Origin of the sequence: Pantoea sp. XY16 (assembly GCF_025153065.1) — a bacterium.
Classification (GTDB): Bacteria; Pseudomonadota; Gammaproteobacteria; order Enterobacterales; family Enterobacteriaceae; genus Pantoea; species Pantoea alfalfae.
The window spans coordinates 33,294-57,151 of record NZ_JANZNP010000016.1; the positions used below are offsets into that span (position 1 = coordinate 33,294).

At 54.5% G+C, this 23,858-nt stretch carries 27 protein-coding genes; 13 read left to right on the forward strand and 14 right to left on the reverse strand.

The annotated features are described in order from the left end of the window. From hslV to rraA, 3 genes are all read left to right on the forward strand, one after another. On the forward strand, positions 1-531 hold the full coding sequence (gene hslV / locus N1689_RS19765) for an ATP-dependent protease subunit HslV (protein WP_003851234.1): 531 nt from the start codon (positions 1-3) through the stop codon (positions 529-531). 10 nt (positions 532-541) lie between these two features. After that, a complete protein-coding gene (gene hslU, locus N1689_RS19770) occupies positions 542-1,879 on the forward strand; it encodes an HslU--HslV peptidase ATPase subunit (RefSeq protein ID WP_260060003.1) in 1,338 nt (445 codons plus the stop codon). A 158-nt stretch (positions 1,880-2,037) separates the two neighbouring features. Continuing rightward, entirely contained in the window at positions 2,038-2,523 is a 486-nt protein-coding gene (gene rraA, locus N1689_RS19775; RefSeq protein ID WP_009088032.1) for a ribonuclease E activity regulator RraA, read from the forward strand. 53 nt (positions 2,524-2,576) lie between these two features. Here the strand turns inward: rraA and zapB are convergent, their stop codons facing one another. After that, positions 2,577-2,816, reverse strand: a complete 240-nt coding sequence (gene zapB / locus N1689_RS19780; RefSeq protein WP_003851242.1) for a cell division protein ZapB — start codon at positions 2,814-2,816, stop codon at positions 2,577-2,579. Positions 2,817-3,221: 405 nt separating this feature from the next. Here zapB and N1689_RS19785 point away from each other — a divergent pair, with 405 nt between their 5' ends. From N1689_RS19785 to glpX, 3 genes are all read left to right on the forward strand, one after another. Next, on the forward strand, positions 3,222-4,076 hold the full coding sequence (locus N1689_RS19785) for an MIP/aquaporin family protein (RefSeq protein ID WP_010258182.1): 855 nt from the start codon (positions 3,222-3,224) through the stop codon (positions 4,074-4,076). A gap of 30 nt (positions 4,077-4,106) precedes the next feature. Further along, complete coding sequence (gene glpK, locus N1689_RS19790; RefSeq protein ID WP_033734465.1) at positions 4,107-5,618, forward strand: glycerol kinase GlpK; 1,512 nt, start codon at positions 4,107-4,109, stop codon at positions 5,616-5,618. A 96-nt stretch (positions 5,619-5,714) separates the two neighbouring features. After that, positions 5,715-6,725: a class II fructose-bisphosphatase gene (gene glpX / locus N1689_RS19795; protein WP_161732999.1), complete on the forward strand. Its 1,011-nt coding sequence runs from the start codon at positions 5,715-5,717 to the stop codon at positions 6,723-6,725. Here the strand turns inward: glpX and emrD are convergent. Continuing rightward, positions 6,715-7,908, reverse strand: coding sequence for a multidrug efflux MFS transporter EmrD (emrD, locus tag N1689_RS19800; protein WP_013359474.1), 1,194 nt, complete (start codon positions 7,906-7,908; stop codon positions 6,715-6,717). The two genes, glpX and emrD, sit on opposite strands and share 11 nt — an antisense overlap. Positions 7,909-8,181: 273 nt before the next feature. On the opposite strand from emrD, the gene fpr reads away from it, so the two are divergent. Further along, entirely contained in the window at positions 8,182-8,928 is a 747-nt protein-coding gene (gene fpr / locus N1689_RS19805; RefSeq protein ID WP_260060007.1) for a ferredoxin--NADP(+) reductase, read from the forward strand. On the opposite strand, the gene N1689_RS19810 is transcribed toward fpr, so the two are convergent. After that, positions 8,919-9,353: a DUF805 domain-containing protein gene (locus tag N1689_RS19810; protein WP_260060009.1), complete on the reverse strand. Its 435-nt coding sequence runs from the start codon at positions 9,351-9,353 to the stop codon at positions 8,919-8,921. The genes fpr and N1689_RS19810 overlap by 10 nt on opposite strands. A 98-nt stretch (positions 9,354-9,451) precedes the next feature. Here N1689_RS19810 and N1689_RS19815 point away from each other — a divergent pair, with 98 nt between their 5' ends. Both N1689_RS19815 and tpiA read left to right on the forward strand, forming a co-directional pair. Beyond that, positions 9,452-10,042 (forward strand): DUF1454 family protein, encoded by a 591-nt coding sequence (locus N1689_RS19815; protein WP_161732993.1) that lies wholly within the window; start codon positions 9,452-9,454, stop codon positions 10,040-10,042. Between the two features lie 120 nt (positions 10,043-10,162). Next, positions 10,163-10,930: a triose-phosphate isomerase gene (gene tpiA, locus N1689_RS19820; protein WP_222924836.1), complete on the forward strand. Its 768-nt coding sequence runs from the start codon at positions 10,163-10,165 to the stop codon at positions 10,928-10,930. A 28-nt stretch (positions 10,931-10,958) separates the two neighbouring features. Here the strand turns inward: tpiA and N1689_RS19825 are convergent, their stop codons facing one another. From N1689_RS19825 to cpxP, 6 genes are all read right to left on the reverse strand, one after another. After that, positions 10,959-11,732, reverse strand: coding sequence for a CDP-diacylglycerol diphosphatase (locus tag N1689_RS19825; RefSeq protein WP_260060011.1), 774 nt, complete (start codon positions 11,730-11,732; stop codon positions 10,959-10,961). A 160-nt stretch (positions 11,733-11,892) separates the two neighbouring features. Beyond that, on the reverse strand, positions 11,893-12,882 hold the full coding sequence (locus N1689_RS19830; protein ID WP_161732987.1) for a sulfate ABC transporter substrate-binding protein: 990 nt from the start codon (positions 12,880-12,882) through the stop codon (positions 11,893-11,895). 142 nt (positions 12,883-13,024) lie between these two features. Continuing rightward, positions 13,025-13,987: a 6-phosphofructokinase gene (pfkA, locus tag N1689_RS19835; RefSeq protein ID WP_003851263.1), complete on the reverse strand. Its 963-nt coding sequence runs from the start codon at positions 13,985-13,987 to the stop codon at positions 13,025-13,027. 207 nt (positions 13,988-14,194) lie between these two features. Then, positions 14,195-15,097, reverse strand: a complete 903-nt coding sequence (gene fieF, locus N1689_RS19840) for a CDF family cation-efflux transporter FieF (protein ID WP_161732985.1) — start codon at positions 15,095-15,097, stop codon at positions 14,195-14,197. Positions 15,098-15,334: 237 nt separating this feature from the next. Next, complete coding sequence (locus N1689_RS19845) at positions 15,335-15,490, reverse strand: general stress protein (RefSeq protein ID WP_010258211.1); 156 nt, start codon at positions 15,488-15,490, stop codon at positions 15,335-15,337. 455 nt (positions 15,491-15,945) lie between these two features. Further along, positions 15,946-16,455 (reverse strand): cell-envelope stress modulator CpxP, encoded by a 510-nt coding sequence (gene cpxP, locus N1689_RS19850; protein WP_260060012.1) that lies wholly within the window; start codon positions 16,453-16,455, stop codon positions 15,946-15,948. 148 nt (positions 16,456-16,603) lie between these two features. On the opposite strand from cpxP, the gene cpxR reads away from it, so the two are divergent. The 3 genes from cpxR to trmL are packed head-to-tail and all read left to right on the forward strand — an operon-like array spanning position 16,604 to position 19,187. Next, positions 16,604-17,302, forward strand: coding sequence for an envelope stress response regulator transcription factor CpxR (gene cpxR, locus N1689_RS19855; protein WP_009088062.1), 699 nt, complete (start codon positions 16,604-16,606; stop codon positions 17,300-17,302). Then, positions 17,299-18,678 (forward strand): envelope stress sensor histidine kinase CpxA, encoded by a 1,380-nt coding sequence (cpxA, locus tag N1689_RS19860; protein WP_013359484.1) that lies wholly within the window; start codon positions 17,299-17,301, stop codon positions 18,676-18,678. The genes cpxR and cpxA overlap by 4 nt, the downstream gene beginning before the upstream one ends. Before the next feature lie 35 nt (positions 18,679-18,713). Beyond that, positions 18,714-19,187 carry a tRNA (uridine(34)/cytosine(34)/5-carboxymethylaminomethyluridine(34)-2'-O)-methyltransferase TrmL gene (gene trmL / locus N1689_RS19865; RefSeq protein ID WP_161732982.1) on the forward strand — a complete coding sequence of 158 codons (474 nt, stop codon included), beginning with the start codon at positions 18,714-18,716 and terminating at the stop codon, positions 19,185-19,187. Here trmL and cysE read toward each other — a convergent pair. The 5 genes from cysE to N1689_RS19890 all read right to left on the reverse strand — a co-directional run bounded on the left by cysE (position 19,184) and on the right by N1689_RS19890 (position 22,304). Beyond that, positions 19,184-20,005 (reverse strand): serine O-acetyltransferase, encoded by an 822-nt coding sequence (gene cysE, locus N1689_RS19870; protein WP_090967199.1) that lies wholly within the window; start codon positions 20,003-20,005, stop codon positions 19,184-19,186. The genes trmL and cysE overlap by 4 nt on opposite strands. A 68-nt stretch (positions 20,006-20,073) precedes the next feature. Continuing rightward, positions 20,074-21,090 (reverse strand): NAD(P)H-dependent glycerol-3-phosphate dehydrogenase, encoded by a 1,017-nt coding sequence (gene gpsA / locus N1689_RS19875; protein WP_197061506.1) that lies wholly within the window; start codon positions 21,088-21,090, stop codon positions 20,074-20,076. Beyond that, positions 21,090-21,560 (reverse strand): protein-export chaperone SecB, encoded by a 471-nt coding sequence (gene secB, locus N1689_RS19880; RefSeq protein ID WP_161732980.1) that lies wholly within the window; start codon positions 21,558-21,560, stop codon positions 21,090-21,092. Before secB ends, gpsA begins: the two co-directional genes overlap by 1 nt. Before the next feature lie 38 nt (positions 21,561-21,598). After that, a complete protein-coding gene (gene grxC / locus N1689_RS19885) occupies positions 21,599-21,853 on the reverse strand; it encodes a glutaredoxin 3 (protein ID WP_008926942.1) in 255 nt (84 codons plus the stop codon). Between the two features lie 19 nt (positions 21,854-21,872). After that, on the reverse strand, positions 21,873-22,304 hold the full coding sequence (locus N1689_RS19890) for a rhodanese-like domain-containing protein (protein WP_161732978.1): 432 nt from the start codon (positions 22,302-22,304) through the stop codon (positions 21,873-21,875). 252 nt (positions 22,305-22,556) lie between these two features. Between N1689_RS19890 and envC the strand changes: the two genes are divergently transcribed. Beyond that, positions 22,557-23,858, forward strand: a complete 1,302-nt coding sequence (gene envC / locus N1689_RS19895) for a murein hydrolase activator EnvC (protein WP_161732976.1) — start codon at positions 22,557-22,559, stop codon at positions 23,856-23,858.

Sequence of the window (23,858 nt, forward strand, 5' to 3'; positions counted from 1 at the left end):
GTGACAACAATAGTAAGTGTACGACGCAACGGCCAGGTAGTGATTGGCGGTGATGGCCAGGCTACGCTCGGCAATACCGTGATGAAAGGCAACGTTAAAAAGGTGCGTCGTTTATACAACGATAAGGTGATTGCCGGATTTGCTGGCGGCACCGCAGACGCCTTTACCCTGTTTGAACTTTTCGAACGTAAACTGGAAATGCATCAGGGCCACCTGGTAAAAGCCGCGGTGGAACTGGCGAAAGACTGGCGTACCGACCGCATGCTGCGTCGCCTTGAAGCTTTACTGGCCGTCGCAGATGAGTCAGCCTCTCTGATCATCAGCGGTAACGGTGACGTCATCCAGCCTGAAAACGATCTGATCGCCATCGGCTCCGGTGGGCCTTTCGCCCAGGCAGCAGCACGTGCGCTGCTGGAGAATACCGAAATGGGCGCACGCGACATCGTCGAAAAGTCGCTGAATATCGCGGGTGATATCTGCATCTACACTAACCACAACGTTAATTTCGAAGAATTAACGTCTAAGGCGTAAGGGTATAAATATGTCTGAGATGACTCCACGCGAAATCGTCACCGAGCTGAACCGCTTTATCATCGGCCAGGACAGCGCCAAGCGCGCCGTGGCTATTGCACTTCGCAACCGCTGGCGCCGCATGCAGCTCGACGAAGAGTTGCGCCATGAAGTGACACCAAAAAACATCCTGATGATCGGTCCGACCGGTGTCGGTAAAACTGAGATCGCGCGTCGTCTGGCTAAGCTGGCCAATGCACCGTTCATCAAAGTCGAAGCGACTAAATTTACCGAAGTGGGATATGTCGGTAAGGAAGTAGATTCTATCATTCGTGACCTGACCGATTCGGCCATTAAGATGGTGCGCAGTCAGGCGATTGAAAAGAACAAATACCGTGCCGAAGAGATGGCCGAAGAGCGCATTCTCGATGTGCTGATTCCGCCTGCGAAAAACAACTGGGGCCAGGCAGAGCAGAGCGCTGAGCCGTCTGCGGCGCGCCAGTCGTTCCGCAAAAAGCTGCGCGAAGGCCAGCTGGACGATAAAGAGATTGAGATCGATCTGGCCGCCAGCGCGCCTGGTGTTGAGATCATGGCGCCTCCTGGCATGGAAGAGATGACCAGCCAGCTGCAGTCGATGTTCCAGAACCTCGGCGGTCAGAAGCAGAAAGCGCGCAAGCTGAAGATCAAAGAAGCGATGAAGCTGCTGATCGAAGAAGAAGCGGCAAAGCTGGTTAATCCGGAAGAGCTTAAGCAGGACGCGATTGATGCGGTTGAGCAGCACGGTATCGTGTTTATCGATGAGATCGACAAAATCTGTAAGCGCGGCGGCCAGAATGCCGGCGGCCCGGATGTTTCTCGCGAAGGTGTTCAGCGCGACCTGCTGCCGCTGGTTGAAGGCTGTACCGTTTCGACCAAGCATGGCATGGTGAAAACCGACCACATTCTGTTTATCGCTTCAGGCGCGTTCCAGGTTGCCAGCCCTTCTGACCTGATTCCGGAACTGCAGGGTCGTCTGCCCATCCGTGTAGAGCTGCAGGCACTGACCGTGAATGATTTCCAGCGCATCCTGACCGAGCCGAATGCCTCCATCACCGTGCAGTATAAAGCGCTGATGAATACCGAGGGCGTGAACATTGAGTTCACCGAAGAGGGTATCCGCCGAATCGCTGAAGCCGCATGGCAGGTCAACGAAACCACCGAAAACATCGGTGCGCGCCGTCTGCATACGGTGCTGGAACGTCTGATGGAAGATATATCGTATGACGCCAGCGATCGTCACGGTGAATCCGTGACCATCGATGCTGATTATGTCGGCAAACATCTGGATGAACTGGTGGCTGACGAAGACCTTAGCCGCTTCATTCTCTGATTCACTGAATCAGCGTATTTCAGAAGCCCAGCCCATCCGGCTGGGCTTTTTTATGCATGTTCTTGATCGAACGATGCTTTTTTCATACTGATGATTTTGCCAACAATCTGCATATAGCGATATACTTACCCTTCCTGTGGCAAACAGACGAAACCCTTATGAAATACGATACATCTGAACTCTGCGATATCTACCATGAAGAAGTGAATGTTGTTGAACCGCTTTTTTCAAACTTTGGTGGGCGCACTTCATTCGGTGGTCAGATTACCACAGTGAAATGCTTTGAAGACAACGGCTTACTCTACGATCTGCTGGAAGAGAATGGCCGGGGTCGCGTCCTGGTAATCGATGGCGGCGGCTCCGTGCGTCGTGCGCTGGTCGATGCGCAGCTGGCACGCCTGGCGGCAACCAACGAGTGGGAAGGCCTGGTGATTTACGGTTCGGTACGCCAGGTTGATGAGCTGGAGGAGCTGGAGATTGGCATTCAGGCCATTGCCGCGATTCCGGCAGGCGCTGCGGGTGAAGGGATTGGTGAAAGCGATGTGCGCGTCAATTTCGGCGGCGTCACCTTCTTCTCCGGCGACCATCTTTATGCCGATAATACCGGTATCATTCTGTCAGAGGATGCGCTGGACCTCGAATAGGCCGGACATGAAAACGGGTGCCTGAGCACCCGTTTTTCACATCAGCTGAGGCTTCAAACCTCTTCCATTTTTCCCAGCAAGGCACGCAGACGTTCCTGCCATACGTGTTGCTCTTCTTTCAGGTGCTGATTTTCACGCATCAGCGCATCGTGGTTGCCCGCGACTTGTTGCGCATCGTTACGCAGTGAGTTGTTCTGCTCTTTCAGCTCTTCGATTTCCATCTGCAACAGGGTGATGGTATCAATCGCCTGCTGTACTTTCGCTTCCAGTTTCTCAAACACTTCAAATGACATCTTTCTGACCTCTCCTAAATTCCTGCAAGGCGTTGATGATGCCAGCTTAAGCCAGCAACGTTGTCCCGATTGTATGTAGCCTCACCCCGCAAGTCCAGCAACGCGGCCTTTGCGGGCGTAGTCTGTAACACTTTTCAGCCAATCCCTGAATTTACGCTGCGCTTACTGCAGCTGCGTTCTGGCACTGGCCCGTTATCACTGCAATGAGGCGCGAATAATGGGTTAAGAAAGCCAGAATACGCGAAAACGCGCATTTTTATGACACAGTACACAAAAAACGATTTCGCTATTTCTCGTTTATGTTCGTTAACGATAAATTCACATCAGCCCTACATAAAAGCTGGGTGCCTCATGGACTGAGAACAAAAACTGATAAAATTTAACCTCGCTTCAGGAACCACTATTATGAGTCAGACAACTAACACGCTCAAAGGTCAGTGTATTGCCGAATTTCTGGGGACAGGCTTGATTATTTTCTTCGGCGCAGGCTGTGTGGCTGCTCTGAAACTCGCCGGTGCCGCCTTCGGTCAGTGGGAGATCTGCATCATCTGGGGTCTTGGCGTTTCCATGGCCGCCTACCTCACCGCAGGCATTTCGGGCGCGCACCTGAATCCGGCAATTACCGTTGCACTCTGCCTGTTTGCTAATTTTGAAGGACGTAAAGTTCTGCCTTATATCGTATCGCAGATTGCCGGTGCCTTTTGTGCCGCGGCGCTGGTATACGGTCTCTACTACAGCCTGTTTTTTGATTATGAGCAGAGCCACCAGATGGTGCGCGGCACGGTTGAAAGTCTCGACCTGGCAGGCATCTTCTCAACCTACCCTAATCCACATATCGGTGTCGGCCAGGCCTTCCTGGTTGAGATGGTCATCACTGCAGTATTAATGGCGGTGATTATGGGTCTGACGGATGACGGCAACGGCATTCCGCGTGGCCCACTGGCTCCACTGCTGATTGGCCTGCTGGTTGCGGTTATCGGTGGCTCCATGGGTCCTCTGACCGGCTTCGCCCTTAACCCGGCACGTGATTTCGGACCGAAGATCTTCGCATGGCTGGCAGGCTGGGGTAACGTTGCCTTTACCGGTGGTCGTGACATCCCTTACTTCCTCGTGCCGATTTTTGGCCCGCTGGTCGGTGCCTGCCTGGGTGCAGTAGGTTATCGCACACTGATTGGTCGCTACCTGCCAGGTACCGCCCAGGAACCTGCAAGCGTTCCAGCAGACAAACCAGTTGCACGCGCTCAGCAGCGTAAAGCGTAAGTTTCACCTTTTATCATCAGGACTGAATTTATGACTACCACAGATAAAAAATATATTGTCGCGCTCGATCAGGGAACAACCAGCTCACGCGCCGTCGTTCTCGACCACGACTCTAATATCGTTGCGGTATCGCAGCGCGAATTTACTCAGATCTACCCGAAAGCGGGCTGGGTTGAGCATGATCCAATGGATATCTGGGCTTCACAAAGCTCTACGCTGGTTGAAGTGCTGGCCCATGCCGATATCCGTTCTGATGAGATTGCGGCAATTGGTATCACTAACCAGCGCGAAACCGCCATCGTGTGGGAAAAAGAGACCGGTAAACCTATCTATAACGCCATCGTCTGGCAGGATCCCCGCACCGCCGACTACTGTAACAAACTGAAGAAAGAGGGTCTGGAAGAGTACATCCAGCACACCACCGGGCTGGTAATTAACCCCTACTTCTCCGGAACGAAAGTGAAGTGGATCCTGGACCATGTTGAAGGCTCACGTGAGCGTGCGAAACGTGGCGAGCTGCTGTTCGGTACCGTTGATACCTGGCTGGTCTGGAAAATGACTCAGGGCCGCGTTCACATTACTGACTATACCAACGCCTCACGTACCATGATGTTTAACATTCACAAGCTCGAGTGGGATCAGCGCATGCTGGATATCCTGGATATCCCACGTGAAATGCTGCCGGAAGTGAAGTCCTCGTCTGAAGTCTACGGTCAGACCAACATCGGTGGTAAAGGCGGTACACGTATTCCTATCGCCGGTATTGCCGGTGACCAGCAGGCCGCGCTGTATGGCCAGCTGTGTGTACAGCCTGGCATGGCGAAAAACACCTACGGCACCGGCTGCTTTATGCTGATGAACACCGGTACTGAAGCGGTGACCTCGACCCATGGCCTGCTGACCACTATCGCCTGTGGCCCGCGCGGTGAAGTGAACTATGCGCTGGAAGGTGCCGTATTTATCGGGGGTGCCTCTATTCAGTGGCTGCGCGATGAGATGAAGCTGATCAGTGAAGCGGCTGACTCTGAATACTTCGCGATGAAAGTGAAAGATACCAATGGCGTTTACATGGTGCCTGCTTTCACCGGCCTGGGCGCACCTTACTGGGACCCGTATGCCCGTGGCGCAATCTTCGGTCTGACGCGCGGCGCGAACGCTAACCACATCATCCGTGCGACGCTGGAGTCGATCGCTTATCAGACGCGTGACGTGCTGGAAGCGATGCAGAATGATGCCAACACCCGCCTGCAGGCGCTGCGTGTGGATGGTGGTGCGGTATCCAACAACTTCCTGATGCAGTTCCAGGCTGACATCCTCGGCACCCGTGTTGAGCGTCCGGAAGTGCGTGAAGTAACGGCGCTGGGTTCTGCCTATCTGGCGGGTCTGGCTGTCGGCTTCTGGCAGGATCTGGATGAAGTGCGCGCTAAAGCGGTTATTGAGCGTGAGTTCCGTCCAAGCCTGGAAACGACCGAGCGTAACTTCCGCTATGCCGGCTGGAAAAAAGCGGTTGCCCGCGCACAGGCGTGGGAAGACCAGGAGTAATCTCTGTGCCCGCGACGCTGGCCGTTGCGGGCCTTTTCCCCGCCCTGCTGCCCCGCTGTGTTACACTGCCTGCCGGTTTTTTGTCAGGTAGATGCCATGAAACGAGAACTTGCCATTGAATTTTCCCGCGTAACCGAAGCTGCCGCCCTGGCAGGCTATCACTGGTTAGGACGCGGCGACAAAAATGCAGCTGACGGCGCGGCTGTCCATGCCATGCGTCATGTCCTGAACTCCATTGAAATTGACGGTCAGATTGTGATCGGTGAAGGCGAAATCGATGAAGCGCCGATGCTCTATATCGGTGAAAAAGTTGGTACCGGTCGCGGTGATGCGGTCGATATTGCCGTCGATCCGATTGAAGGCACCCGCATGACGGCACTTGGCCAGGCTAACGCGCTGGCCGTGATGGCCGTCGGCGATAAAGGCAGCTTTCTGCACGCCCCTGACATGTACATGGAGAAACTGATTGTCGGTCCGGCAGCGCATGGCGCTATCGATCTCGACCTGCCGCTGGAAACCAACCTGCGTAATATCGCGATAGCGATGAACAAGCCGCTGTCGCAGCTGACCGTATCGATTCTGGCAAAGCCACGTCACGATGCGGTGATCGGCCAGTTGCAGCAGCTGGGCGTACGGGTCTTTACCTTCCCGGATGGCGATGTCGCCGCCTCGATTCTGACCTGCATGCCGGACAGCGAAGTGGATGTGATGTACGGCATTGGCGGCGCACCGGAAGGCGTGGTCTCTGCGGCGGTGATCCGTGCACTGGACGGCGATATGCAGGGCCGCTTGCTGGCACGTCATCATGTGAAAGGCGACAGCGCTGAAAACCGTCGGCTTGGCGAGCAGGAGCTGCAGCGCTGTGCAGAGATGGGAATTGAAGCGGGTAAAAAGCTGACGCTGGGCGAGATGGCCCGTAACGACAACGTGGTATTTGCCGCCACCGGCATTACCAGTGGCGAACTCCTGAAAGGCATTACGCGTCAGGGCAATATTGCTACCAGCGAAACGCTGCTGATTCGCGGTAAATCACGCACCATTCGCCGCATCCAGTCGATTCACTATCTCGACCGTAAAGATCCGGCGCTCCATCCGTTTATCCTGTAACCGGCTGATTGCCGCGCTCCGGCTGACGTGAGAGCGGCAACCAGCAGAGCAGCATCACCAGCGCGGTAAAAAACATCAGCATGCCAAGGCTGAACTGATCGCGCTGCGGCATCATGGCTGAGAGCCACGCCACCAGGCCCGATCCCAGATTCTGCATGCCGCCAATCAGTGCGCCCGCGCTTCCCGCCAGCCACGCATACGGCTCCATCGCGCCTGAGGTCGCCAGCGGAAACAGCATACCGGCACCAAAGAAGAACAGCGCGGCGGGCACCAGCAGCGTCCAGATATTCATTACGCCGAACCATGCCGGGATCCACATCAGGATGCCCGCCAGCAGACAGCTATTCACGCCCCACCACATCAGGCTGTGCCATGAACCCTGCTCGCGCCCGGCAAACCACGCACCAAAGAACGCTGCCGGAATCGGCAGGATGAAAAGGATGCTGACGGTCAGGCTGTGCAGGCCGAGCACGCCGCCCAGCAGAACGCCACAGCTCGACTCAAAGACCGCAATCCCGGCCAGCGCGCCAATCAGCAGCACAATATAGCGGACGAAATTCGCGTCGCTGAGCAGGCGGGCGTAACGTTTAAAGAAAGGGGTCACTTCCGCACTCTGCGGCCGGGTCTCCGGCAACCAGCGCGCCATGGAACCGGTCACCGCAAGACAGAGCAGCAGCAGAAAGGCGAAACAGGCGTGCCAGCCAAAGAGCTGGGTCAGCAGTGCGCCAATCACCGGTGCCAGCAGCGGGCTGACCAGAATGCCCATATTAAGCAGGCTGTTAGCGCGACGCAGCGCGTGCCCCTCGTAGAGATCACGTGGCATGGTACGGGCCATCACGCCTGCCACGCCGGTTCCCAGTCCCTGGATTGCGCTACCCAGCACCAGCATATCGAGAGAGGTCGCCATCAGAGCCGTGATTGCGCCGATCATAAAGATCATCATGCCCGCCAGGATCACCGGACGACGGCCCACACTGTCTGACAGCGGACCGTAGATCAGCTGGGATCCGCCATAGGTCATCAGATAGGCCGCCATCACCCGCTGCAGCGCGCCATCCCGCACATTCAGGGCGTCCGCCATCACCGACATCGCCGGGACGTAGATAGTCTGTGCCATCTGCCCGACAGCCACCAGCACAATGAGCATCACCAGCAGTGGGCGATTTTCCAGTTTACTAATCATGATTATGCAAAATTTCTTTCTGTGAAAGGAGGTTAAAACAGCGGTTCACCCGCCAGTCATCTTGTTATGGCGGGCAAAATATCAGGATTGGATGACAAAGCGAGAGGTAAGCGAAAAGGTCCGGGCTTGCGCCTGTCAAGTTTATGCGCCAGCCTGTAAAGACAAAGCAACAGTTTGTCGATTAGAGCCTTTGCCAGGGCGCAGGCTGGCAATCTCGCTGGCTAGTCGCGAAAATAGTGACCTGCCTGAATAATCAACAACCCGGGAGTGATTATGGCTGAGTGGATCAATGGTGAAGTAAAGGAAGTCAAAAACTGGACGGATGCATTGTTCAGTCTCCGGGTAAAAGCGCCCATCGATCCTTTTATCGCCGGGCAATTTGCCAAGCTGGCGCTGGAAATCGACGGTGAGCGGGTGCAGCGCGCTTACTCCTACGTCAATGCGCCAAAAGATGACCTGCTGGAGTTTTACCTGGTCACGGTGCCAGAGGGCAAGCTGAGTCCGCATCTGCAGGCACTTCAGCCGGGCGATCAGGTGATGGTTACCAAAGAAGCCGCGGGATTCTTTGTGCTGGATGAAGTCCCGGAATGCAAAACCTTATGGATGCTGGCAACCGGCACCGCGATTGGTCCCTACCTGTCGATGCTCCAGCAGGGCGAAGGGCTGGATCGCTTTGAAAACATCGTGCTGGTGCATGCCGCACGCTATGCGGCCGACCTGAGCTTTTTGCCACTGATGCAGCAGCTGCAACAACATTATCAAGGTAAGCTGCACATCCAGACGGTGGTGAGTCGCGAAGCGATCGCCGGTTCGCTGACGGGCCGGGTCCCGGCGCTGATCGAAAACGGTGAGCTGGAGCGCGCCACCGGGTTAAGCCTGGATGCCGACAGCAGCCACGTGATGCTGTGCGGCAACCCGCAGATGGTGCGCGATACCCAGCAGTTACTGAAAGAGACGCGCGAGATGCGCAAACACCTGAAGCGTAAGCCGGGCCATATCACCAGTGAACATTACTGGTGAGTCGTTTGCCGGTATCGCACCGGCTGCGTCGCGGTACCAAACCGGTTAGCGCCGGGGGTACCGCGAAAGACGCCGAGATCCAGCAGCAGACCAGCGATTAATGCAAGCGGAATGGCGCGGCCCAGCAGCCAGGGCAGAACCCCACCCAGCATGCTCCAGTTTCCCGCCACCAGCAGCCAGGCAACAATCACCAGAAATCCCCAGTAGCCGCGTCGATTGCGATCGTGCAGCCGTTTAACCATAACCGCGCTGGCGGGCCATAGCAGGCAGACCACGCCAAAGGCCGCCATCTGGCTATCAATCCAGTCGTTTGCTGCTAAGACGAATAACAGTGTCGTGGTCAGCAACCAGACGGCCTGCCAGATCCAGAAATCACGTCGTCCCAGTCGGCCGCGCCAGGAAAAACACCATTGTTGTAACGTCATGCATTATCATCCAGAGAGAAGAGAACCGCCGCGCTTTTGACCTCGCGGATAAAAACCGTTTTAATTTGCGCCTGAGTTTACGGGTTAGGATCGACAAAATGAAGAATTTGCCTGGCGCACTGCTGTTATCGTTTGCGCTGACGGTTCCGGTCTTTGCCGCCGATCCGCCACCGCCAGAACGGCCCGATGCGTTGCCCACCGCGCCTTATCTGCTGGCGGGCGCTCCCACCTTTGATATGACTATCGGCCAGTTTCGCGAAAAATATAATCTGGCCAATGCAGCATTGATGCTGCCGGAGTATCGCGCTATTGATAACCGGGGTGATAAAAGCAACCTGACGCGCGCCGCCAGCAAAATCAATGAAACGCTCTATGCCTCTACCGCGCTGGAACCCGGCACCGGTAAAATCAAGACGCTGCAGATCACCTGGCTGCCACTGCCTGGCCCGGACCAGAGCGCCTCACAGCAAAAAGCGCTGGCTTATATGACCGCCATGCTGCGCTTTTTTGTACCAGGATTAAGCGCTGAGGAAGGGCGTAAAAAGCTGGAGAGCCTGCTGAAGGAAGGTAAGGATTTACCCTACTTTGCGCAGGTCGACGGCGCGCTGCGTTTTGTGGTCGCTGACAACGGCGACAAAGGACTGACCTTCGCGATTGAACCGGTCAAACTGGCGCTCGCGAGCCCCTGATGATGTGGCTGAAAATGACGAAAAGCAAAGCCATCACTACATTTGATCTCTATACTGTCTGGCAGACAACGCTGCCGGCTGGCAGCGATTTTTCATGTATCGCGTTATGCGGAGGATAGAATGCGACATCCACTGGTTATGGGTAACTGGAAGTTGAATGGCAGCAAGCAGATCACAGCTGAACTGATCGCGGGTCTGCGTAAGGAACTCTCTGGCGTTGAGGGTTGTGGCGTCGCCATTGCACCGCCAGCGCTCTATCTCGAGCAGGCAAAACACGCCATCTCCGGTAGCCACATCGCACTGGGTGCGCAGAACGTGGACGTTAACCTTTCTGGCGCATTTACCGGTGAAGTTTCCGCAGAGATGCTGAAAGATATCGGCGCGAAATATATCATTATCGGTCATTCAGAACGCCGCACTTACCACAAAGAGAGCGACGAGTTTATCGCGAAGAAATACGCGGTACTGAAGTCAGTGGGCCTGGTTCCGGTGCTGTGCATTGGTGAAACTGAAGCAGAAAACGAAGCGGGTAAAACCGAAGAAGTCTGTGCGCGTCAGCTGAATGCCGTTCTGGAAACCCAGGGCGCTGAAGCGTTCAAAGATGCGGTTATCGCGTATGAGCCCGTCTGGGCCATCGGTACCGGCAAATCTGCGACCCCTGCTCAGGCTCAGGCCGTGCACAAATTCATCCGTGATCATATCGCGAAGAAAGATGCAGCTATCGCTGAACAGGTCATCATTCAGTACGGCGGCTCTGTTAACGACAAGAATGCTGCTGAGCTGTTCACCCAGCCTGACATCGATGGTGCACTGGTTGGCGGTGCGTCACTGAAAGCAGATGCTTTCGCGGTAATCGTTAAAGCTGCGGCGGCTGCAAAAAACGCTTAAGCATTAACATTCCGGGCAGAGGCGGCGCTTAAGCCGCCTTTTTTATGGGCGCGATCAGCTCACAGGCGTGATCCTGCAACTCCTCCGCCGACCCACTGTTCAGCAGCAGCCAGTTTCGCTGAATCGCCATCAAGACCAGTCGCCCATCGCTTAATTCAGCCAGTGCCAGCCCATATTTCCCCATCTCTGTGCGTGCCTCTGGCCGTTCATCGGCCAGTCGGATAAATGCACTCTGCTGAGTCAGCTCATCGGCCGTCAGGGCTCGCAGCCAGTAGCGGTGCTTACGCAGCATGATGTCCTGCCACTGACCGCTAAGCTGCGGCGTCAGCTCGTCGAGCTTTTGACGCACATCGGCCCGCAGACAGGAGAGATGAATATGGAGCTGATTCTGCGTGCGGCCATATTGTGAATTGATCGCCAGTGACAGGACCCGATCATCAATGGGTGAGCCGCGTCGCTGTGCAAGCAGGGTTCGTTCATGCCACGCAAGGGCAAAGTAGTCAGGCGTCGCGGGTTGCAGTAACTGCGGGCTTTCGATACCGGTGATTTTGTCGAGCGGAATCAGCAGATACTGCAACGGCCCGTTCATATCTTTCAGCATGGCATAGCGATGCGGCTGGTCAACACGCTGGCAGGGCGCAGGGTCTCTGCTGCTCTGCTGATGAGGCACACATTTCTGGCTGACAATCTGCCAGAGTGCATCACTGTTCTTTTTGAAATGCAGTGCGGCAGCCAGTATTCCCGCAATGAGCAGCACCAGCAGAACCGCAACCAGGCTGGTTGCACGACGATTTGTCGGCATAACAACGCTTCCCGAATGGTTTAGCAGCCTGCATCCTCGCCTGGCGGGAAAAAAATGTCACGGGGAATTCGGGCAGATAACCCAGCGGCTGGGCAGAGAAGAGAAAAGACGTGAGGGTGGCGGATAAGCGGTCAGCGCAGAGCGCGCTGACCGCAATACGTTATGGTTTCATGACCTGGTCATAGCTGCCGCCATCGGCGAAGTGGGCTTTCTGAGCCTGCGCCCAGCCACCAAACTTGTCCTGAATGGTGAACAGCTTCACGGGTGCAAAGGTGCTGGCAAATTTCTTCGCGATTTCAGCATCACGCGGGCGATAGTAGTTCTGTGCAGCGATGGTCTGGCCTTCTGGCGAGTAGAGATATTTCAGATAAGCGTCAGCGACTTTACGCGTGCCCTTTTCATCCACCACTTTATCGACCACCGACACGGTCGGTTCAGCCAGAATCGATTCGCTCGGGGTAACAATCTCGAACTTGTCTTTACCCAGTTTGTTAACCGCCAGATAAGCTTCGTTTTCCCAGGCGATCAGCACATCGCCAATCCCGCGCTCAACGAAGGTGTTGGTGGCGCCGCGTGCACCCGAATCCTGCACTTCAACGTTTTTGAACAGCGCTCTTACGTAAGCCAGCGCTTTAGCCTGATCACCGTTGTTATGATCCAGTGCCCAGCCCCAGGCCGCCAGATAGTTCCAGCGGGCGCCGCCGGACGTTTTCGGGTTAGGCGTAATCACAGATACGCCTGGCTTCGTCAGGTCGCTCCAGTCATGGATACCCTTCGGGTTATCTTTACGAACCAGGAAGACGATGGTCGAGGTGTAAGGCGCAGAGTTGTCCGGCAGACGTTTGATCCAGTCCTTATCAATACGACCGCGTTCGGCAATGGCATCAACATCGGATTGCAACGCCAGTGTGACCACATCCGCCCGGATGCCGTTAATCACGGAGGTCGCCTGCTTTCCGGAACCGCCATGCGACTGGCGGACCACGACATTGTCGCCGGTTTCCTGTTTGTAGTGCGCACTGAACGCTTTGTTGTACTGTTCGTACAGTTCACGCGTTGGATCGTAGGATACGTTTAACAGCTGAATGTCTTTCGCCAGAACGCTGGTTGAGGCCAGCAACAGGGTAACGCCAATACTCCACTTGTTCATTACGCACTCTCCCAATGTCGTTATGGGCTAAGCGTGACATAAACCATTACAGAGCTAAAAGAATTAAAAATAAGCTGTTATAACCGAGGGGAATATGCAAGGAGAATGCTGGGGCATGCCGTGCAGCACACCCCGCCTGTAATTAATAGAGTTTTTTCGCCGTGTCGAGCCAGTCACGCTTGAAGGGACGTTTCATGTTTTCAATTGCGTCGACGATGTCGTGATGCACCATCTTCTCGTTCTGAATACCCACACAACGGCCACCGTAACCTTGCATCAGCAGTTCAATGGAGTAAGCGCCCATGCGTGAGGCCAGGATACGGTCATACGCACAAGGTGCACCGCCACGCTGAATATGGCCCAGAACGGTCGAACGGGTTTCACGTTTGGTTTCTGTTTCAATGAAACGGGCCAGATCGTCGATATCGCAGATGTGTTCGGTAATCGCTACGATAGCGTGCTTTTTACCTTTGGCGATGCCCGCTTTGATTTCCGCAACCAGCTCTTCGCGGGTATACGGGAACTCTGGCAGGACGATGAACTCGCAGCCACCGGCAATCGCCGCCGCCAGGGTCAGATCGCCACAGTAGCGGCCCATCACTTCAACAATCGAAATACGCTGATGCGAAGAAGAGGTGTCACGCAGGCGGTCAATCGCTTCAACCACGGTTTCCAGCGCAGTGAAATAACCGATGGTGTAATCCGTTCCGGCCACGTCGTTATCGATGGTGCCTGGCAGACCGATGCATGGGAAGCCCATTTCAGTCAGGCGCTTAGCACCCATGTAGGAGCCGTCACCACCAATCACAACCAGCGCATCAATACCGCGCTTTTTCATGTTCTCAATGGCAACCTGGCGCACATCTTCATTACGGAACTCAGGGAAACGCGCTGAGCCCAGGAACGTGCCACCACGGTTAATCATGTCGGAGACGCTGTAGCGATCAAGATTAATCATGCGATCTTCGTACAATCCCAGATAACCGTCATAGATCCCAAAAACTTCCAGTCCTTCACTCAGCGCGGAACGTACCACTCCACGAATAGCTGCGTTCATGCCTGGGGCGTCACCGCCACTGGTCAATACACCAATTTTTTTGATCATGACAACCTCTGGATTGTTCAAAACTAAGGGTTAATCCTGCCTGTCGATCGCTGCTGAAGATCATTTTACGATTAGCGCGACATGTGATGGCAGATAGTATATCAAAGGCTTGCTGCTGAATTGATTCAGGTCAGACAACTTTTCACTATTTTTTGCAGCAATGTTAGCGTTACGTCATTCCTTTCGTATCGATTTGATTCATTTACGTTAAAAACCTAAAGAATCTTCTCTCTCGAACGGTACCACAGAACAGGGATCCTGATGGATAATTACGTCTGACCCAGGAAATTCTTTGCGTAATGCCTTCTCAACCTGATCGGCTACCCGGTGCGCCTGCACCAGTGGCAACTGGTCTTCCAGTTCCAGATGTAGCTGAATAAATTTAGTGGGGCCGGACTGGCGGGTTCGCAGATCGTGGACGCCCTGCACCTGTGGCCAGTTTGTCGCCAGTGTCAGAATCTGCTGCCGCTCCTCTTCAGGTAGCGCGCGATCCAGTAATGACTGCACCGCCTCATAGCCCATGCGCAACGCACTGTAGAGAATGAAAATGCCAATCCCCAACGCGAACAGGGCATCAGCCCGGACAAAGCCATAGCTGCTCAGGACCAGCGCGATCAGAATGGCACCATTCATGATGACGTCCGACTGATAGTGCAGCATGTCAGCCCTGATGGCCTGACTGCGGGTTTTACGCACCACCCAGCGTTGAAAGGCGACCAGCACCAGCGTTGAGCTCAGTGCCAAAACGGTCACCACAACGCCAACGCCGGGCGCCCGCATCTCACTGGGCGAGGCAAGATGCTGCAGGCCAGTCAGAAACAGAAACAGCGCCGAGCCGGAGATAAACATACTTTGCGCCAGCGCCGCCAGCGATTCCGCTTTGCCGTGCCCGAAAGTATGATCTTCGTCAGCCGGTTGCAGCGCATATCTCACCACCAGCAGATTGGTCAGGGATGCGGCGATATCCACCAGCGAGTCTACCAGTGAAGCCAGCAAACTCACCGAACCGGTGTACCACCAGGCAAAAATTTTCACGATTAACAGCACAGAAGCAAGAATGGTGGCGGCCAGCGCAGCACGCTTTACCAGTCGGCCATAAGAGGATCGCATGCCAGATTCCCTTTGCAGCATCAGCAATGATGCGTACTCAAATAAAAGAATGGCTAAAGTTTAACACCAGGAGGCGGGCAGTGCTTAGCGGGTCATTCAACGACTTAGTCTCTTTTGCAAAAGCGTGGCAGGCATAAAAAAACAAGCCCCGACCTCGGGGAGGACGGGGCAAAGTGTCATACACATCAGTGTCAGACCACAGTCATGTGCTGGTCTGGGCTGAGAAAGACGCGGCGATTACTTTTTGCCGCCCTTTTTCCCTGCTTCTGATGCTTTTTCACGATCGTTTTTGAAGTTTCCGCCGCCGCTGCTCTGGCCGCCTTTCTTACCGGCTTCAGACGCTTTTTGCGGATTATCTGCGAAATTACCTGAACCACCACGATGCTCTGCCATAACTTACTCCGTTAATAGATTCATTCAGGACTACATAATGTGGTTGTTGCTCCCTGAGACTTCGCAAAGACACTTAACTTCCCTGCAGTGACAGGATTAAGTGTAGAGGGTGCGCCTGAACCGGCAAGCGTAACGCGGGAAAAGCAACGCGTTGAAAGTTAAGATAAAAGCTTATATGAGAAGGCCGTAAATCTATTAGTTTCAGTGGCTTAAATTATTTTGACAGCCTTAAGATGCTTACCGGTACGCTTAAATTTACGTGATGGCCTGAATAGTCAATAATCATCGAGCCTGACAAACTAACGTTAAACAAGCGCTAATAAAATGGGGGTTTTGTTGCGTGGTGATGATTCCGGTCAAATTAAAAAAAGTGAAAAAAAGATAAAAAAAACCCCCACCATCATGGCGGGGGAAGACAGGGATGTGTCTATGGCAAGGAAAACAGGGATACTATGTTACTGGTTACTGCTGGTACTACTCACTGCCTGCAGCGATGACGCTGACTGCAGATTCGAAAACTGTCGCAGCTCATTAAGTCGCCGCTGGTAATTCTTCTGCAACGTGGCCTGCTGGTCCGGCGTTAGCAGTTGAAACATTTGATTCTGTACGCGCGCCATCTCAACCTGCTGTTCAACCTGAACTCTGGCGATGACTTCCGCCTTTGCGCGGATGGCCGCTTCGTTAAACTGGTCTGCAGTCACCAGGTCATGTAATGCTGCGATATCGTCAATATGAACGACCGGGCGCTCATGTCGGGCCTGTTGCATCAGGTCTCGCATCTGCTGACGCTGCACTTCAGTCAGCTCGATACCATCGAACATGTGGCTTTGCGGATTTTGCGTCATACTGCCTGTCGGCAATCCGCCATGATGCATCTCGTCAATCGTCGTCGCATCTTTAGCACCTGCGCTGGCGACACTCAGAGCCATCGCTGAGGCAAGGACGACGGCGGTGAATTTGCGCATCGTGTACTCCAGTTCGTTCCGTTTTGCGATTCAACGAGAGCCAGTGTACGGCGACAGCTGCAAACATCCGTCAGGGGGTGTAAAACTACGTAAAGCGATAGATAGGTGCGCCAGGAACACGGTATTTTGCCTGCGGAGGGCTACAAAAATGAATAAAATCCTGTTGGTAGATGACGACCGCGAATTAACTTCGCTTTTAAAAGAACTGTTAGAAATGGAAGGGTTTGAAGTGGTGGTGGCCAGCGATGGTGAACAAGCACTGAACCTGCTCGATAATTCTATTGATTTGCTTTTACTGGATGTCATGATGCCGAAGAAAAACGGTATCGACACCCTGAAAGAACTGCGTCAGCAACATCAAACCCCCGTCATCATGCTCACGGCGCGCGGCAGCGAGCTGGATCGCGTACTGGGCCTCGAACTCGGTGCAGATGACTATCTGCCTAAACCGTTTAACGATCGCGAACTGGTGGCGCGTATCCGCGCTATTCTGCGCCGCTCAAACTGGAGTGAACAGCAGCAGCAACACGACAATAGCTCGCCCACACTGGAAGTGGACTGCCTGCGGCTCAATCCTGGCCGTCAGGAAGCGAGTTTTGATGATGTCACGCTGGATCTCACCGGCACGGAGTTCACCCTGCTTTATCTGCTGGCGCAGCATCTGGGCCAGGTCGTCTCGCGTGAACATCTGAGTCAGGAAGTGCTGGGCAAGCGCCTGACACCTTTTGACCGCGCCATCGATATGCATATCTCGAATCTGCGCCGCAAGCTGCCTGAACGCCGTGACGGTCATCCCTGGTTTAAAACCTTACGTGGCCGCGGCTACCTGATGGTTTCGGCATCATGATTGGAAGTCTGACCACCCGTATCTTCGCCATCTTCTGGTTAACGCTGGCGCTGGTGTTGATGCTGGTGCTGATGGTGCCCAAGCTCGATTCACGACAGATGACCTCGCTGCTGGAAAGTGAACAGCGGCAGGGCATCATGATTGAGCAACACGTCGAAGCAGAGCTGTCACAGGATCCCCCTAACGATCTGATGTGGTGGCGTCGTCTGTTTCGCGCCGTAGAAAAGTGGGCACCGCCGGGTCAGCGGCTGCTGTTAGTGACCAGTGAAGGTCGGGTGATTGGCGCGCAACATAACGAAATGCAGGTTATCCGCAACTTTATCGGCCAGTCTGATAACGCCGATCATCCACAGAAAAAGAAATATGGTCGAGTTGAGCTGGTAGGGCCTTTCGCCGTACGGGATGGCGAAGATAACTACCAGCTTTACATGATCCGTCCCGCCAACAGTTCCCAGCTGGATTTCGTCAATCTGCTGTTTGACCGTCCGTTGCTGTTGCTTATTGTCACCATGCTCATCAGCTCACCGCTGCTGCTGTGGCTGGCGTGGAGTCTGGCACGTCCGGCGCGTAAGCTGAAATATGCCGCCGATGAAGTGGCAAGCGGGAATCTGCGTCAGCATCCGGAACTGGAGTCAGGCCCACAGGAGTTTCTGGCGGCGGGTTCCAGCTTTAACCAGATGGTGAGTGCGCTGGAGCGAATGATGACCGGTCAGCAACGTCTGCTATCGGATATCAGTCATGAGCTTCGTACCCCGCTTACTCGTCTGCAACTGGCTACCGCGCTGCTGCGTCGGCGTCAGGGCGAAGGGAAAGAGCTGGAGCGGATTGAGATGGAAGCACAGCGTCTGGATGGCATGATCAACGACCTGCTGGTGTTGTCACGCACCCAGCATAAAAATGCACTGGTCAGCGAAGCGATGAAGGCGAATCAGTTGTGGAATGGGGTGCTGGAAGATGCCCGTTTTGAGGCTGAGCAGATGGGCAAGAAGATGGATATCCCCTACCCGCCTGGCCCATGGCCGCTCTACGGCAACCCTCATGCGCTGGAGAGTGCACTGGAAAACATCGTGCGCAATGCGCTGCGCTACTCACACACCCATATCAGCGTCAGCTTCTCCGTCGATATTTCCGGTATCACGGTACACGTTGATGATGACGGCCCTGGCGTGAGTCCGGAAGATCGTGAACAGATTTTCCGACCCTTCTACCGTACCGATGAAGCGCGCGATCGCGAATCAGGCGGCACGGGTCTTGGCCTGGCCATTGTTGAAACGGCAGTGCAGCAGCATCGCGGCTGGGTTAAAGCCGATGACAGTCCACTGGGCGGCCTGCGTCTGACCCTCTGGTTGCCGCTCTACTCCTCCGGTCGTCAATAATTTGCTATGCTTCGGCCCCTGTCATCGGGGGCCTTATGCTTAACATTGTCTTGTTTGAACCAGAAATTCCGCCAAATACCGGCAATATCATTCGCCTGTGCGCCAATACGGGCTTCCAGCTTCATCTGATTCAGCCGCTCGGCTTCGCCTGGGATGACAAGCGTTTACGTCGCGCCGGACTGGATTACCACGAATTCACGGCCATAAAATTCCATGCTGACTATCAGGCATTTATCGCCACGGAGTCGCCTGAACGTCTGTTTGCGCTGACGACCAAAGGTACACCCACACACAGTGCCGTCGCCTATCAGGCTGGCGATTATCTGCTGTTTGGACCTGAGAGCCGTGGACTGCCAGCGGAAATTCTGGCGGCGTTACCGGCGCAGCAGAAAATCCGCATCCCAATGAGAGCGGAAAGCCGCAGCATGAATTTATCGAATGCCGTTTCAGTAGTGGTCTATGAAGCGTGGCGCCAGCTGGATTACGCGGGCGCACTGATTAAAGATTAGATGCCGTCGCCAAACTGAAAACCGGCCAGGCTGCCATTGAAGTGCTGATCCATATCCATTGACGGCTTTTCACTGCCTGGCTTGCCGACGATACGCGCGGGTACGCCTGCTGCCGTGGTGTGTGGCGGCACAGGCTGTAACACCACAGAACCCGCGCCAATTTTTGCTCCCCTGCCGACTTCAATATTCCCCAGCACTTTCGCACCGGCACCAATCATTACCCCTTCACGGATTTTCGGATGGCGGTCGCCGCTGGTTTTGCCGGTACCGCCCAGCGTCACCGATTGCAGGATCGAGACATCATTCTCAACCACGGCGGTTTCGCCAATCACAATGCCAGTGGCATGGTCGAGCATAATGCCGTGACCAATGTTGGCGGCGGGATGAATATCAACGGCAAAAGAGACGGAGATTTCATTCTGCAGATAAACCGCCAGCGCACGCCGGCCTTCATTCCACAGCCAGTGACCAATGCGGTAGGCCTGAAGTGCATGAAATCCTTTGAGATAGAGCAGCGGCGTGGAGTATTTATCGACCGCCGGGTCGCGCTGGCGCACCGCCTGAATATCGTAAGCCGCAGACATAATCATCGACGGATCTTCACGGTAGGCTTCTTCAACGATTTCACGAATGGCGATGGCGGGCATAATCGGGTTAGCCAGCTTGTTGGCCAGCATATAACTCAAAGCGCTACCAAGATTTTCATGCTTGAGCAATGTCGCGTGGAAGAAACTGGCCAGCATCGGCTCACAATCAGCCAGGGCACGCGCTTCTGCTTTGATATTATTCCAGACCAGTTCTAACTCATCAGACGACATTGCTGTTTTCTCCCGATAAAAAAAGCGCCTGAATGGGCGCTACAGGTGATGATGCTACGCGTCCTGCGTTAGCTGATGCTGTTTTCGTCCTTCCTTGTTCGTCCCAGCAGGCTCAATGCTGCATCTCTCGCCGGTTTTTCGCAATACAACACCTGATAAATCTGCTCGGTGATCGGCATTTCCACACCAAAACGTGCAGCCAATGCTTTGACTTCTTTGGTGTTTCTGTACCCTTCTACAACTTGTCCGATAATGCGTTGCGCGCTATCTACATCCTCGCCCTGGCCCAGCATCATGCCAAACCGACGATTTCGCGACTGATTATCGGTACAGGTCAGCACCAGATCGCCCAGACCTGCCATACCCATAAAGGTGGTGGGATCGGCACCCAGCGCTGCGCCCAGCCGACTCATTTCAGCCAGACCACGGGTGATCAGTGCAGTACGCGCATTCGCGCCAAAACCAATCCCGTCAGACATCCCGGCACCAATAGCGATGACGTTTTTTACCGCGCCGCCCAGCTGTACGCCGATGAAATCTGGATTGTTATAAACGCGGAAGCTTTTACCGCAGTGCAGCTTCTGCTGCAGGTCGTCAGCAAACTGCGCATCCGTTGCAGCCAGCGCGATGGCCGTCGGTAATCCTGCCGCCAGCTCTTTTGCAAAGGTCGGCCCGGAGATCACGGCCAGCGGAATAGCATCACCTACGATTTCACGTGCCACGTCCTGCAGCAGACGGCCCGTCTCTTTTTCCAGCCCTTTGGTCGCCCAGACAATACGCGAGTCGGGCCGCAGATGAGGTTTAATCTGCTGCAGCACATCGCCGAACACATGACTCGGCACCACGATTAATAAATCACGGCTGGCGGCAATGGTTTTGGTCAGATCAGGCTCAAGGGAAAGGTTGTCGGGGAACGGTACATCAGGCAGGAAAGCAGTGTTGCAGCGGTCAGTCTGAAGTTGCGCCAGATGCGCCGGGTTATGTCCCCACAACAGCACCGGATGGCCGTTACGGGCCAGCGTAATCGCCAAAGCGGTGCCATAGGAACCGGCACCGATGACGCTAATCGAAGCGTGAGTTGTCATCAGGCATCCTGATGTGGTTCAGCACCTTCTTCACCTTGTTGCTGCTGCAGGTAGTTCATGAACAGCGCATCAAAGTTAACCGGTGCCAGGTTCAGCTGCGGGAAGGTACCACGTGATACCAGGCTGGTAATACATTCGCGTGCGTATGGGAACAGAATGTTCGGGCAGTATGCACCCAGGCAATGTGCCATCTGCGTTCCTTCGATACCGCTGATGGTGAAAATACCGGCCTGCTGAACTTCACACAGGAAAGCGGTCTCTTCACCCACAGTTGCGGTTACAGTCACACGAAGTACCACTTCGTAAACGTCGTCAGCCAGCTGAGAAGATGCAGTATCCAGGTCCAGCTTAACGTCCGGTTCCCACTCTTTCTGGAAAACCTGCGGGGCATTTGGCGCTTCAAAAGAGATATCTTTAGTAAATACGCGCTGAATCTGGAACTGCATTTCGTTGGTGTTGTGTTCTGACATGTGACCAAATCCTATATATGAGGTTGTCCGGCGTAAAATTACGCCTGCAGTAAGGGATCTAAACCTTCGCGATTATCGAGTGCGAATAAGTCATCGCAGCCGCCAATGTGCTGCGCATCAATAAAAATCTGAGGCACGGTGGTACGACCGCTACGCTTGATCATCTCTTCGCGCTTCGCCATATCACCATCGATGGGAATTTCCTGAAACGAAACGCCTTTTTGCGTTAACAGCGCCTTCGCACGATGGCAGTAAGGACAGGTGGCCTTGGTATACATTTCAACATTTGCCATGATCAGCACCTCTGTAAGATTATTTACCGCGAACTAACGGCAGATTTTCGCCGCTCCAGCCACTGATACCCTCTTTCAGCACTGAAACCTGCTCAAAGCCTGCCGCGCTGAGATGTGCAGCAGAATCGCCTGCGCTTTGTCCGGTTGCACACACCACAATTATGGGCTGCGCCTTATGCTTTGCCAGTTCGTCGATGTTGCCTTTTTTAATCTCAGCGGCTGCCACATTCAGCGCACCTGAAATATGCCCCCTGCGGAAATCGTCGCGCGAACGCACGTCTACTACTACCGCGTCCTCTTTATTAATCAGGCGGGTGGCTTCACCGCGGCTGATCGTTTTTACCTTAGAGAACATTCCTTTAACGGTAGTCACAATCACCATAACGAGTAAAACGACCCATGCCAGACTCAGGATGGGGTGATTGCTTGCAAACTGCATAATTTCTTGCATGAGGGGTAACGACTCCAGACCGGGCTAATAAGCTAAAACAAGGGTTCTGAGTATACCTGCGCCACTTCGCATGTACAGATGCTATGCGGCCAGAGTATCGATTTGTGCTCCATTTTCCAAAAAAAGTGGCTGAAAGGCAAAAATGGCGTAAGGGTTAATCCATGTCATGGCGAAAGTGGACATAACTGGAAAAGCAAATGCCCGCTGGCAGCACTGGTAAGCGGCGGTTCATCGTGGAATAATCATTGGCCTATGAAGGGAAAAACAACCGTTTCGCACACAAGGACCCGTCCCAACGGCGATAACCTGCCGTTGTTCACACACCTGTCCAGCTTCTCCCTTAGTCTGCTTTGTGCGGGAGCACTGTTGTTGCCTGCCGCTGTTCACAGCGCAGAGGACAGTAAATCTCAGTTGCAATCCATTCAGCAAAACATTGCTGCAAAAGAGAAAAGCGTTAAAGCGCAGAAACTGCAGCGCAGCAAACTGCTGGATCAGTTGCAGAGCCAGGAAAAAATCATCGCGCTGGCGAGCCGTCAGCTGCGTGACACCCGCAACAGCCTCACCGCGCTGAATGATGAGATCAGGCAGCTCGCTACCTCCATCGCTCGCCTGGAGAAACAGCAAACTCAGCAGGAAAGCCTGCTTTCTGAGCAACTTGATGCGGCATTTCGTCAGGGTCAGCACAGTGGCGTACAGCTTTTGATGGGCGGTGAAGAGAGCCAGCGCAGTGAGCGTATTCTGGCCTATTTCGGCTATCTGAACGCTGCCCGTCAGAAAAGTATCGAATCGCTGCAAAAGACACGTCAGGATTTGGATCAGCAACGTGCCTCGCTGGAGCAGAAGCAACAGCAGCAGAAAGAGTTATTAGCGCAGCAGCAGGGCCAGCAGCAGAAGCTGCAACAGGCGAGCGACGCGCGTAAAAAGACCCTGACGTCACTGGAAAGCGCGCTGGAAAAAGATCAGGCCGATCTGGTCGAGATGCGTCAGAACGAAAGCCGTCTGCAGGATAAGATCGCCCGCGCGGAGCGCGAGGCGCGTGAGCGCGCAGCACGTGAAGCCCGTGAGGCGGAAAAAGTGCGTCAGCGTCAGGCGCAGGCGAAAGCCAAAGGCTCCAGCTATCAGCCAACCCAGAGCGAACGTGAACTGGTCGCCCGCACCGGTGGACTCGGTCGTGCAGGCGGACAGGCGTTGTGGCCGGTGCGCGGACGTATTGAACATCGCTTTGGTGAACAGCTCCAGGGTGAACTGCGCTGGAAAGGACTGGTGATTGATGCGCGGGAAGGCACCGAGGTGAAAGCTATCGCCGATGGTCGTGTGCTGATGGCCGACTGGTTGCAGGGCTACGGACTGGTGGTTGTGCTGGAGCACGGCAAAGGTGATATGAGCCTGTATGGCTATAACCAAAGTGCGCTGGTGAGCGTGGGTACGCAGGTGAAGGCAGGACAGCCTATCGCACTGGTGGGCACCAGTGGTGGCCGCGGTACCCCGTCGCTCTATTTTGAAATCCGACGTCAGGGACAGGCCGTCAATCCACTCCCGTGGTTAGGAAAATAA

Bases quoted from the DNA above. Each gene is read 5' to 3' on its own strand.
- envC (WP_161732976.1), top strand. From the start codon at position 22,557: ATGAAGGGAAAAACAACCGTTTCGCACACAAGGACCCGTCCCAACGGC.
- secB (WP_161732980.1), bottom strand. From the start codon at position 21,560: ATGTCAGAACACAACACCAACGAAATGCAGTTCCAGATTCAGCGCGTA.
- pfkA (WP_003851263.1), bottom strand. From the start codon at position 13,987: ATGATCAAAAAAATTGGTGTATTGACCAGTGGCGGTGACGCCCCAGGC.
- emrD (WP_013359474.1), bottom strand. From the start codon at position 7,908: ATGATTAGTAAACTGGAAAATCGCCCACTGCTGGTGATGCTCATTGTG.
- fpr (WP_260060007.1), top strand. From the start codon at position 8,182: ATGGCTGAGTGGATCAATGGTGAAGTAAAGGAAGTCAAAAACTGGACG.
- glpK (WP_033734465.1), top strand. From the start codon at position 4,107: ATGACTACCACAGATAAAAAATATATTGTCGCGCTCGATCAGGGAACA.
- N1689_RS19825 (WP_260060011.1), bottom strand. From the start codon at position 11,732: ATGCCGACAAATCGTCGTGCAACCAGCCTGGTTGCGGTTCTGCTGGTG.
- N1689_RS19785 (WP_010258182.1), top strand. From the start codon at position 3,222: ATGAGTCAGACAACTAACACGCTCAAAGGTCAGTGTATTGCCGAATTT.
- N1689_RS19830 (WP_161732987.1), bottom strand. From the start codon at position 12,882: ATGAACAAGTGGAGTATTGGCGTTACCCTGTTGCTGGCCTCAACCAGC.
- N1689_RS19810 (WP_260060009.1), bottom strand. From the start codon at position 9,353: ATGACGTTACAACAATGGTGTTTTTCCTGGCGCGGCCGACTGGGACGA.
- zapB (WP_003851242.1), bottom strand. From the start codon at position 2,816: ATGTCATTTGAAGTGTTTGAGAAACTGGAAGCGAAAGTACAGCAGGCG.
- cpxP (WP_260060012.1), bottom strand. From the start codon at position 16,455: ATGCGCAAATTCACCGCCGTCGTCCTTGCCTCAGCGATGGCTCTGAGT.
- cysE (WP_090967199.1), bottom strand. From the start codon at position 20,005: ATGTCGTCTGATGAGTTAGAACTGGTCTGGAATAATATCAAAGCAGAA.
- grxC (WP_008926942.1), bottom strand. From the start codon at position 21,853: ATGGCAAATGTTGAAATGTATACCAAGGCCACCTGTCCTTACTGCCAT.
- N1689_RS19815 (WP_161732993.1), top strand. From the start codon at position 9,452: ATGAAGAATTTGCCTGGCGCACTGCTGTTATCGTTTGCGCTGACGGTT.
- N1689_RS19890 (WP_161732978.1), bottom strand. From the start codon at position 22,304: ATGCAAGAAATTATGCAGTTTGCAAGCAATCACCCCATCCTGAGTCTG.
- fieF (WP_161732985.1), bottom strand. From the start codon at position 15,097: ATGCGATCCTCTTATGGCCGACTGGTAAAGCGTGCTGCGCTGGCCGCC.
- trmL (WP_161732982.1), top strand. From the start codon at position 18,714: ATGCTTAACATTGTCTTGTTTGAACCAGAAATTCCGCCAAATACCGGC.
- cpxA (WP_013359484.1), top strand. From the start codon at position 17,299: ATGATTGGAAGTCTGACCACCCGTATCTTCGCCATCTTCTGGTTAACG.
- N1689_RS19845 (WP_010258211.1), bottom strand. From the start codon at position 15,490: ATGGCAGAGCATCGTGGTGGTTCAGGTAATTTCGCAGATAATCCGCAA.
- tpiA (WP_222924836.1), top strand. From the start codon at position 10,163: ATGCGACATCCACTGGTTATGGGTAACTGGAAGTTGAATGGCAGCAAG.
- hslU (WP_260060003.1), top strand. From the start codon at position 542: ATGTCTGAGATGACTCCACGCGAAATCGTCACCGAGCTGAACCGCTTT.
- rraA (WP_009088032.1), top strand. From the start codon at position 2,038: ATGAAATACGATACATCTGAACTCTGCGATATCTACCATGAAGAAGTG.
- gpsA (WP_197061506.1), bottom strand. From the start codon at position 21,090: ATGACAACTCACGCTTCGATTAGCGTCATCGGTGCCGGTTCCTATGGC.
- cpxR (WP_009088062.1), top strand. From the start codon at position 16,604: ATGAATAAAATCCTGTTGGTAGATGACGACCGCGAATTAACTTCGCTT.
- glpX (WP_161732999.1), top strand. From the start codon at position 5,715: ATGAAACGAGAACTTGCCATTGAATTTTCCCGCGTAACCGAAGCTGCC.